An 11,398-nucleotide genomic window follows, 5' to 3' on the forward strand; every position below is an offset into this window, starting at 1 on the left:
TCCCCACCCGGCGAACACCTGCGCCTCGAAGCCGCTGTTCATGCCCCGTTGCACCAGCACCACCGCCGCCGCGTCCACATGCGCCAACGTCGTCCGCCGTGCCGTGTCTCCAATCCCTGTCCCCTCGTGCACCGCCGAAAGTGCCAGCGTGTAGCGGCCTGGCTGCGCGGACTGGCCGGACAGGACGTGTTGCACGTCCAGCGCGAACTCGGCACCCATCAGGCGGGCCCCCAGCACGTCGGAGACAAACGCCTCGGTGTACAGGGGCCCCAGGGTGCCCGTCAGCACGGCCCCGGCCGGGTGGTAGTCCGGATTGTTGCGATTGGAGTAGCGCCGCACCAGGTGCCCTGACAACAGGCTGTAGCAATCCAGGGAGCCGGCCCACAGCGCCACCGGGGATGCGTCGCTGCCCACCGAGAGGAGGCGCACCACCTGCCCCCAGTCAGACAGCGTATCCCAGTCCTCCTCACGGACGCTGCCCGCCCCCCTGCTCTCGCCCCACAACCGCAGCCGCACCGGGGCGCCCAGGTTGAGGCCAAACAGCTCCCCTCCGTCCACGACCAGCGAGGGCTCCAGTTGCACGAAGCCTTCGTCCTGGCCCATGCCATCTCTCGGCAGCAGCGTCAGCGTCGTGGCCTCCAGTCGGGTGAGGAAGTGCCACCGCCGGAGCGGGGGCACTTCCCTGGCCCCCTGTTCCACGGGAGGTGGCGTCACGTGCTCTTCAGGTTGCAAGCCTGCTTCCACGGGGTGCGACGTCTGATCGTCCTCGGCCCACGCGGATGCTGGCAAAAGGAGCCACAGCCACACGACCCAGCCTTGCTTCATGTGCATACGCACCGCCGGTGAGGGTTCCAGCGATGAAGCAAAGGACACACGTCTGACGTTCAGTCCGGCGGCGGTGGAGGAAGCAGCCACCTTGTTGCCATGCGGCATGTGCCTTCCTGCAATCGCGGGAAGGTCCCGTCGTACCCAGGATCTGGCCTACGGTAGGCCTCCCACCGCCGCGGCGAGGAACCCATTGCCTGTGAATCCCTTGAACCTGGCCTGCCTGACGACGCTGGCTGTCCTCTGCGTCGCGCTTCCAGTCCAGGCGGCGGAGGATGCGGGGCTTCAAGCCCGAGTTAGGCAGTTCGTCGCGGACACGCACTTCAATGGCGTCGTCCTGATCGGCAAGGGCTCACGCGCGGAGTACGCGGAGGCGTTCGGTGTCGCGGACGCCGAGACGAAGCGGCCTCTTACTCGCAACAGCCGCTTCTTCATGGGCTCCGTGAGCAAGTGGCTCACGTCGATCGTCGTCCTTCGGCTGGTGGACGAGGGAAAGCTCGCGCTCGATACCCCTGTCAGCACCTACCTCCCGGAGTATCGAGCGGACACAGGGAAGCAGCTCACCCTGCGTCATCTGCTCAGCCATGGCAGCGGCCTGCCCAACGGCCTCATGGATGAATACAAGAAGGATCCGAGCATTGAGCGCGAAACTCGGCCCCAGGCCGAAGCGGTGACTCGATACGCGAGCGGGGACTTCGTGTTCCGTCCTGGCGAGCGCTTTGACTACAACATCTCGAACTGGATTCTCGTGCAAGCCATCCTGGAGCGCGTCTCCGGGCAGCCCTATGCACAGCTCGCCCAGCGCCTCGTGTTCAAACCACTGCGCATGGCGGACAGCGGTATCGCGGCGGGTGAAGCGGTGACGATTCCAAATCTGGCCCTGGGATACAGGTCCCTGGAACCGAAGATAGAGCGCCGCGTCTACCCGCTCCCGAACTACCTCGTCACGGGTGGCGGTTTCTACAGCACCGCCGACGACATGCTTCGCCTGAACCACGGGGTGCTCTCGGGAAAACTCCTGTCGCCTGCGTCACGGAAGGCGCTGCTGACCGTCGAGCGTCCCGAGTCGTCCTATGCCCTGGGCGGACGCGTCCGCACGCTGGGGTCGGGACCGGAAGCCCAGACCCTCGCATCGAACGACGGGACGTGTGGCGCCTATCGCACCATCTCCTGGCGGGTCCTCGAAGACGGTCGCACGATCCTGTTCCTGAGCAGCCTGCGTCCTGATGACGCGAAGCTCTTTGCCTTCGCGGAAACCCTTCTGAGGCTCCAGAACCCCAAGCCATAGGAACCCACATGACACTCCAACGATGTGGCTCGTGGCCTGCAAAACCACACCACCCGAGCCCGACCTGCTGCACGCGACCGCGCTGCGAAACACGTCACTGGCGGACAACCCGCAGCCCAGGCCTCCACCGCAGAGAGGCCGTCCCGTTCATGGACGTGGTCGGCTACCTGGACGCTCGGAGCTACGCGCTTCTCGGTGGCGTCATCGCCGTCCTGGGAGAGGCTCGCCTGGGCAAGGGATAGGCGGGTCAGGCACCGGAGGGGCGAACGACGAGCCGCGCGATGTGCCCTGTGGCATTCCATGGGGCCATCAAGATTGCGACGTTGCGACGTCTACAACATCCCGCTCCGCCAGGGATTCGCTGAATCCGGCTGGGACGGCTGGCTGCCGCTGACGCACTGAGTCCATGGAATTCCTGGACTTCACTTCTAGCGTTATTTTCTGTATTGATACCTGCTCAGAGGGGGTTTCAATGCAGATGACGATTTCGCGCCCGTGGCTGGGATTGGCCCTGGGACTTGTGTTGGGGATGTGGCCTCACCTTGGGGCGGCGCAGCTGGCGCCCACGGGGGGCCACTACGCAGCGCGTGCTTCCGACACCGGCACCTCGCTCGGCTCGGTCAATGCTTCCGGCGGCTACTCCGCCTCCATCCCCCTGGACCTGCCAGGTTCGCGCGGCGGGCTCCCCGTCCCCGTCTCCATCGGCTCTGGGGGCCGAGGCGTGGGCGCGGTGGGCCTGGGCTGGGACATCCCGCTCTCCTACATCCGGAGGGACCTGACCTTCGCCCACCGCAAGCCGCGGGTGGGCACGGGCGCCCCCACGGGCCGTGAGCAGGTCACCCTCTCCCTCCAGGGACAGACCCTGGAGCTGTTTCCACGGCAGGTCTCCGCGGGGCCGCCGCAGGTGCTGCACTGGGGCGCGCGGAACGGTGCGCCCGACCTGCTCCTCAAGGAGGTGGAGGGCACATGGGTGATGTACGACGGTGAGGGTTGGACCTGGACCTTCACCCAGCCCAACCTGCTCTTCGGTGCGGGCCTCTGGCTGCTGACGTCCATCACCGGCCCGGACAACACCGCCGTCCAGCTCCTCTACGACGTCTCCGGCGTCGCCACTCCGGGCGCGGGCGTGGGCTACACCATCGACCTGCGGCAGGTGCTCTACAACAAGCACCCCCAGTCCAACTGCTTCAAGAACGAGGTCACCCTCAACTACGGCGCCCCGGTCTCGTCGCCCCTCTCGCTGTCGCTGCTGAACACCAACATCGTCATGACGCGGGTGCGCACCCTGAGCACCCTGGACGTCTCCAGCCGCGCCACCTGCGCCAGCTCCCCCCAGCGGCTTCGCACCTATACCTTCGCCTACCAGACCGACTCCGACACCCGGCTGCCCCGCCTCGTCTCCGTCAACGTGCTCGGCCGCCAGGGCACCCCGGAGCAGTCCGTCGCGCTCCCCGTCGCCTCCTTCACCTACGGCCTCGCCACCACCAGCGGCACGCTCACCTACGCGAAGACCGCTTCCATCCCGATGCCCTCGGGCGTGGACACCACCAAGCTCTCCAGCACCGGCCGCGATGGCACCTTCCTGCCGCCGCTCACGTCCGAAGTGGGCTCCGCCACCTGGCAGAGCCTCACCGACGTCACGGGGGATGGCCTGCCCGACTTCGTCTACGCCAAGAGCGGCAAGCTCTGGGTCGCCCTCAACAAGCCCGGCGCGGCGGGTGCCACCACCCTGGGCACCGTCAACGCCCAGCTCGCCGACGCCACCTTCGCTTCCGGCCCCTTCGGGTCGATGAGCGCCACGGAGATGCGCTTCCCTGGCAACCCCGCCGCCAGCGGCAAGGACCGGGTGTGGCGTCAGGCCCTGGACGTCAACGGCGATGGCCGCGTCGACTTCATCGACGCCGGCGAGTCCCCGTACAAGTGGGTCGTCTACCTCAACACGCCCGGCACCGGCCCCACTGGCATCCAGTGGCAGCGCCGCACGATTTCCGTCAGCGCGCTCTACAGCCACCTCGTCGGTCTGGGCCACTCCCTCAGCAATGGCTACCTGCCCCTCTCCAGCCGCTTCAGCGGCCGCGACCGCGGGGTCCGCCTGTGCTGGAGGTGGAACGCCAGCATCCCGAAGTGGGAGCAGACGTCCTCGGGCACCCCGGGGTGCGGCCCCACGGGCGCGGTGGCGTTCGCGGACCCAGAGAAGACCTACACCGAATGGGAGGTGACGGACGTCAACGGCGATGGCTTCCCGGACTTCGTCTTCAACTCCTCCCCCATCGAGGTGAAAGCCATCCCGCCTTCGTTCAACGGCAGCGCCGACGGCGCGATCTACTACGGCGATTGCTCCATCAAGGTGCAGCCCACGCTGACCGACGGGAACGCGGTCCAGGCCTTCTTCAACACCTATGGCGTGATGATCTCCGACAGCGTCACCGCCTTCTCCTCGCCCGTCACGCTCAAGCCGAACGCCGCCTGCGGTGTGGGCCTGTGGTTCACGACCAGCGACACCCAGCGCGTCGAGTGTGGCCTCGCCGACGTCAACGGTGACGGCCTCCTCGACCGGGTGGAGGGCTCCACCGTCTCGCTCGGCACGGGCAGCGGCTTCAGCGTCGCGACGCTGACGCTGCCGGGCCGCCTGTCCGTGCAGGAGAACGCCCAGGAACGCATCTGCACCTGGCCCAATCCGGATCCTCCCCTGAGCACCCCCTACGGCTCCGGCCAGACCCAGGGGCTGCGCGACCTGACCGGCGACGGCATCCCCGACTACGTGGACCTCAACTCGTCCGGGCAATGGACCGTCGCGGTGGGCACCGGAGCGGGCTTCGCCCCGGCCGTGAACATCAGCGTGACGGGAAGCACCTTCTCCCTCTCCAGCCAGACGGAGCGCTGCGACGGCCTGACGTCCGACACCCGCAGCGGCCTCTATGACCTCAATGGCGATGGCAAGCCCGAGGTCATCCGCCTCAACGGCACCAACCTGGACGTCTACCAACTTTCCGGCGGAAGTCGCCCCGGCAAGCCCGAGGCCGGCCGTCTCATCCGCGTGAACAACGACTACGGCGCGTTCACCACCATCGCCTACCGCTCCGCCAAGGAGGACGGCACCACCAAGCATCAGGTCCCCTTCCCGGAGGTCGTCGTCTCCTCCGTCGCCACCGTCGGCGGCCTGGGCCTGGGCGGCACCCTGGCGGAGACGCGCTACGCCTACGGTGGCGCCGAGTTCGTCTACGACTCCGCGCTCCACGCCTTCACCATGCCCGCCTACCAGCGCTCGGTGTCCATGAGCACCGTCACCGTCCTGGGTAGGGGCGAGGGCTACGCCACCATCACGGACACGTATCCGCAGCCCGCCTTCGACAACACCTCCCCGGCCGTGCGCTTCGGCCGCTCCCTGCTGACCGGCAAGGTGCGCGACATCACCACCGTCACCAGCGCCAGCCTGGACCCCTGGACGCTGCTGGCCACCGACCTCACCACCTACGGCAGCCGGCTGAAGGCCTCGCACGTGGAATGGGGCACGAAGTACTTCCCGGAGCCCGTGCCCGCCGGTACGCCCAACGAGGGCCTGGACTGCTTCGAGCTGGCCTATCCGCTCGACTTCCCGGCCTCGTACCTGGTCGTCAACAGCGGGTACGACGCCTGCCGCGCGCACGGCTTCGCCTACTCGCGCGTCACCGACTCCTGGCGCGGGAGCGCGGCACCGCCCTCCACCGCCAACGTGGTCACCCGCTCGGAGGCGACGGACGTGGACGACTACGGCCGGACCCTCAATGCCAAGCACGCCAACGACGTCTACCGGACCGATGACGACCTCTGCGTGGAGACGCTGTACGCCACGCCCACCAGCACGGGCGCGGCCCCCCGGGTGCTCCACGCGCCCAAAAGCCGGCGTTACTGGACGTGCGACAAGACGCCCTTCGTCACCTACGCCTCCGAGTCCTGGCGCTACGACGGCCTGGCCTCCGGCAGCGTCTCCGTGGGCCGCCTCACCTCGCACCTGCGCGACCGGCGCGACCTCACCACCGGCGCGATCCTGAACACGGTGACCGAGTACACCGCCAGCTACGATGCCGCCGGCAATCCCTCCTCCGTCACCCGGGTGCGTGAGGACGGCGCCACGCGCACCGTGAAGCTCGCCTACGACGAGTTCGGGCTCGCGCAGACGGAGCAGCGCGTGGACGCCACCGGCGTTCCGACGCTCACCACCACCCTCAACCTGGATCCGCTCACCCTCGCGTCGCGCGGCATGACCGACCCCACCCTGACCTGGTACGGCATCGACCGGGACGGCTATGAGCGGCCCGTGCGCTCCACCGTGCAGCCTCAAGGCGGCGCCCTGGGCGTGATGTCGACGACGCGCTACCTGGGCTACACCGGCCTGGATCCGCTCGGCCGTCGCGTGACGACCAAGACCTTCATGGATCCCGTCACGCCCGGCACCGAGGGCAGCGCCGTGGGCGAGACCACCACCACGTTCATGGACGAGCTGGGCCGCACCCGCCGCACCGAGTCTCCCCTGGGCAGCGACTACGGCACCGAGGTGATGATCAGCGGCGCGCGCACGTACGACGACATGGGGCGCGTGGTGTTCGCGGCGGACCCCTACCCGGCCTCGCAGAACGCGGCCACCGCCTATGGCACCAGCTCCTTCTTCAACCTGGATGGAACCCCGTCCTGCGCGATCCGCGGCAACGGCCCGCAGGCCTACACCACCACGCCCAACCTGGGCACCGAGCTGCTCCCCACCTGCTACTCGCGCACGTTCGCCAACCACCTGGAGACCGTGTCCCTCCGGGACGCCGCGGCCATGATCTCCACCACGCCGCAGGTGAACGTCCTGCGCTCCTCCACCCTGACGGCGGTGGGCCGGGTGCTGTCGCGCACGACGACGAAGAGCGGCACCCCGCTGGAGCACGCCACCTTCACCCATGACCGGCTGGGCCAGGTGACGAGCATGACCCGCTACCTGGATCCCGTGGGACTCACGGGCCCGGTGACGTCGTCGTGGGTCCAGGACTCCTTCGGCCAGCGCGTCTCGTGGCAGGAGCCGGACAGCGCAGTGAAGACGATGAAGTACAGCACCTGGGGCGAGCCGCTGGAGGTCACCTGGACCGAGTCCGTCACGGCCCCCACTGGCGCTCGCAGCCAGGTCTCCCAATATGACGCCCTGAGCCGCCTCACCCACTCCGAGGACCGCACCCTGGGCGTGACGGAGCCGGACACCGTCCACGACTTCCTCTACGACGTCGGCGCCAGCCCCACGTCCCTCGTCACCCCGACCCACGTCCTGGGACGGTTGGCGCAGACCCGGTCCCCCCTGGGTGAGGTCTTCTACAGCTACGACGCCTACGGCCATTCCAACGCGCACGTCTACACCGACGCCCAGGGCACGTACTACGTGGAGAAGAGCGACCTGCACGCGAACGGGGCGCTCGACGCGTTCACGTTCCAGCTGCCCGACACCGGCTACGAGAAGGAGGTGACCTGGTACGCCTACGACACCGCGCGCCGGCCCATGTATGTCAAGTACGAGGGCCCGGACATCAGCCAGGAGCTCTTCGTTGCGAAGTCCATCGACCCGTTCGGCCGGGTGCGCAATGCCATCCACGGAGGCGTGGTGGAGTTCGTCGGGGACTTCGACGACACCGGGCGCCGGCTGCCGCGCGGCCTGACCCTCGCGTCCAGCTACGGCTCCCGCGGCGTCGGCATTGCCTCCTACGACGCCGTGGGCCGCGAACTGGTGCGCACGGAGACCGTCAACGGCGTCTCCCCCGGCGTGAAGAGGAACCTCTCCTACGACGCGCTCGGCAGGCTCGCGACCTTCAAGCGCTCCACGGGCAGCACCTCCTTCGCGGACTGGAGCTACTCCTACGACGCCCTGGGCAACGTCCTCACGCAGAACGACGTGCTCGGGACCGCTGACGCCGCGATGAGCTACGGCACCGTGGACCGCGACCGGCTCTGCCGCATCGGCTATGGCAACGGAGGGCTGGGCGGCACCGCGTGCAACGTCGCCCACGACAGCTCCGGCAACGTGCTCAGCCAGCCCACCCGCACGGGGACGCGCAAGCTCACCTATCTGCCGTCTGGCGACGTGCGCTCCATCTCCGCGCCCGAGGGCACCGCCACCTTCCGTTCCGGCGCCCTGGGCAGCCTGGAGGAGATGGAGTTGAGCGTTTCGGGCAGGGACGCCCGGCACGTGTGGAGGTTCGGTGGCCTTCTGGAGCTGAAGGAGCAGGTCATCGACGGGAAGAAGACCCAGGTCCTCACCCGCAGCATCCCGGGCCCGGGCGGCATCGTCGCCACCCGGCAGGGCTTCAAGGGCCCCTGGCGCTTCCCCTTCGGGGAGATCCGCGGCACGCGCTACTCCGCCGACATCCAGGGCCAGTTCATCCAGGACGTGGACTACCAGGGGTTCGGCGAGGCGAAGTCCACCGGCTCCGTGTCACCGGGCTCCCTGCTCTACTCCAGCGACCAGTGGAACGGCGGTGAGGCCCTGGAGTCGCTGGGGGTGTCGCAGTTGGGCGCCCGCGTCTACGACCCGGTCATCGGACGGTTCTTGAGCCGCGATCCGCTCCTCGTCGTCCGCACCGCGGCCACCACCCATCCCTATGCGTTCTCGCTGAACGACCCCATCAACCGCGCCGACCCGACAGGCATGGATCCGGTGCTGGGGGCGGGGTGCATCGGAGATGAGTGCCGGGGCCCGGATGGACAGGGCTTCCCAGGCATGCCGGGCGGCGGAGGTGGCCCCAGCGGCATCAACAACCCGGGCCTGTACTTCCCCTCCGCGGGCGCGTCCGGCGGCGGCGCGAACCCCCAGGCGGCCAACCCCATCACGGCCACGGCCACGTTCGCCCAGGGGCCCAAGACCCTCGCGGGCCTGAACCTGAAGATCATCGTCCACACGGCCACCGGCATCGCCATGGACCCGTCCTTCAACTTCGACTCCATGGCGGCAGCGGGCTTCACGTACAAGGAGGCGATTAAGCGGGTCCTCGCATCGGAGCAGGGCGCGGAGGCCACCGCCGTCCGGGAGAACTCGTGGTTCGACCGGTGGTCGAGCTTCTCGCAGGGCCTCGGCGACTCGCTGATGTTCTGGTGTCCGGGCTGCACGCAGAACATGCGCGCCAGTTGGGGCATCACCTCCGGCGGGAACGGCTGGTATTACGCGTGGGGAACCGTCACCGGCATTGTCGGCTCGTTCTTCACCCCGAGCCCGTCGTCGGTCATCAAGCCGTCCAAGTTCGACCCCTACTATGAGCAGCTGCGCGGGGAGCTGCAGTACGTGAACATCGGCGGTGGCGGTAAGAATTGCGCCAACTGCGTGATCGCGGGCCATGCCACGCTCAATGGCAATCCCGCGAGCGCGCTCAGGTCGGTCGAGGGAATGACTCCCGACGCCATCGAGGCGTACTTCGGCCGGCCGTTTGTCACGATGAGCGGCTTCGAGGAGGCCTACGCCGTCGTGGCGAACTGGGAGCAGGGCGCCATGGGCGGCCTCATGACCATCGACCGGAAGGGAATCGCCCACATCGTCCTGGGGCGAAACAACCTGGGGAAGGCCTACTTCGTGGACCCCAAGGCGTTCGGCTCGCCAGCGAACTTCGAGGGCGTCGGCGCCTGGTACCTGATGAAACTGCCTTGAGTTCCCCGGGGAGGAGGCCCCACGCCTCCTCCCCAGGGCTGCCAGGGGAGTCACGACGGCGAGGTGCGGTCCGCCATCAGCACATCCACCGGCTGAGCACCATCCGCAGCGCCGAGCCACGCCAGGACATGTGCAATCGGAGCCACCACACTCCGCAGGAGAGCCACCAGAAGCGCTCGCACTTCCTGGATGGTTGCTGCATGGGAAGTCTCGCTCCTCCCCCTCCTGTTCCTTCAACAGGATGTTGAACGCCCAGCTGCGCTCCGCCATGTGGACCCCAGCCCGCTCAACGATGGCTCCGCCGGGAGCCTCGCTGTCGGATGGACCGTGAGCCGCTATCGAGGTCGGGCACAGCGGCGGTCCCGCACTGTCGGACACGGTCTTATTCCCGGACGACAAGCACCTGACGCAGCGTTGGACCGTGACCTTTGACGCTACCGGACTCAGCGCCGGGGTGGATGTATCGGACGAATGATGTTCCACCCGAACGGCTTCAGCGTTCTCCCGCCTGGACCCAGACGTGGTGCTCCACCTTCCTCCACGACTGCCGGGCCGCCGGTGACAGCGTGGCCCCGCCCCGGCGCGCCAGTTCCTCCTCGTAGCGCTGGCACGCCTCCTGCGCCGTCGCCCCGTACGCCATGACGTAGGCGTACATGAACAGCTCCGTCGAATAGCCGTACTGATCCGCGTTGCCCGGCTGTTCGTACACGGTCGCGATCAGCACGCCGCCGTTCTTCGGGATGTGCTGCTCCACTCCCGCCAGGATCTTGTCCAGCGCCTCCTGGGTCCGCTTGTAGTTCACGGAGGTGATGAGCGCGCTCATCAGCCACTCCACCACCGCCCCAGACCACTCGTAGGACTTTGGCGCGGAGACGACCCGGATCCCACTCCCCGTCCGGTGCACCGTCACCGCCGTCACCTGGAGCGGACGCTTCGGCACCGTCGGCGTCAGCGCCTTTGGTGTCACCAGCGGCTTCGACGTGGCCACGTTGCGCGGCGTCGCCAGGGGCACCACCACCCGCTGCGCCAGGGGCGTCAGGGGCTTCGTGGTCCCCGTGAGCCTCGTGCCTCCCAGGATGGCCTGCCCTGGCTTCGTGCTCTCCGCGTACTTCTGGCGCGGCTTGAACGACACGTGCTTCAACTTCAGCGCCTGCACGTCGTCCGCGTAGCGGATCTCCGGCGGCTGCATCGCGAAGCCCTGGCTCACGTTCTCCTGGTACACCTGCCCCATCAGCTTCTCGAACGTGCCGCTGCCCTTGTTGATGCCCCCGTCCACCAGCGCCAGCCGCACGTAGCCGTACCCGTACAGCACGCCCCGGGCCTTCGAGTACACGTGGTCCACGTCGTGCCCCGTCGGCACCGCTCCGAACGCGCTCACCCACGCCTTGCGGTAGTCCGGATACGACGGGTTCACCCACAGCTGCAGGTCCCCCGCGTAGCTGCGCACCACCAGCACGTCCTGGACCTGATACCGACCCAGCGACTCGCAGTGCCCGATGTACTGCTCCAACGACTGCCGGCTCTTCGCGGCGACGGGAATCGGTGGATCGGTCTGCGGCGGGCTCACGGGGAGCAGGGAGCCAACCACGCCCCTCCCGCCCCGGGCAACACGGCGCGTCCCAGCGCCGTGCGCACCTCTCGCT

General features: G+C 68.2%; 3 protein-coding genes and 1 pseudogene. 2 read left to right on the forward strand and 2 right to left on the reverse strand.

From position 1 onward, the window contains the following. Positions 1 to 831, reverse strand: a pseudogene (locus tag D7Y13_RS30105) (hypothetical protein); the annotation flags it as partial. Positions 832 to 1,024: 193 nt separating this feature from the next. Here D7Y13_RS30105 and D7Y13_RS30110 point away from each other — a divergent pair. Continuing rightward, positions 1,025 to 2,113 carry a serine hydrolase domain-containing protein gene (locus D7Y13_RS30110; protein ID WP_158620357.1) on the forward strand — a complete coding sequence of 363 codons (1,089 nt, stop codon included), beginning with the start codon at positions 1,025 to 1,027 and terminating at the stop codon, positions 2,111 to 2,113. A gap of 529 nt (positions 2,114 to 2,642) precedes the next feature. Continuing rightward, the gene (locus D7Y13_RS30115) at positions 2,643 to 9,755 is read left to right on the forward strand and encodes an RHS repeat-associated core domain-containing protein (protein WP_120583478.1); all 7,113 of its coding nucleotides are present in this window, start codon (positions 2,643 to 2,645) and stop codon (positions 9,753 to 9,755) included. Between the two features lie 493 nt (positions 9,756 to 10,248). Here D7Y13_RS30115 and D7Y13_RS45935 read toward each other — a convergent pair. After that, positions 10,249 to 11,398 (reverse strand): hypothetical protein (locus D7Y13_RS45935; RefSeq protein WP_208734505.1); only part of this gene is annotated, 1,150 nt, incomplete at its 5' end.

Origin of the sequence: Corallococcus praedator, assembly GCF_003612125.1 — a bacterium.
Lineage (GTDB): Bacteria > Myxococcota > Myxococcia > Myxococcales > Myxococcaceae > Corallococcus > Corallococcus praedator.

Excerpts from the sequence above, each read along its gene's own strand:
- D7Y13_RS30115 (WP_120583478.1), top strand. The coding sequence starts at position 2,643 with ATGTGGCCTCACCTTGGGGCGGCGCAGCTGGCGCCCACGGGGGGCCAC.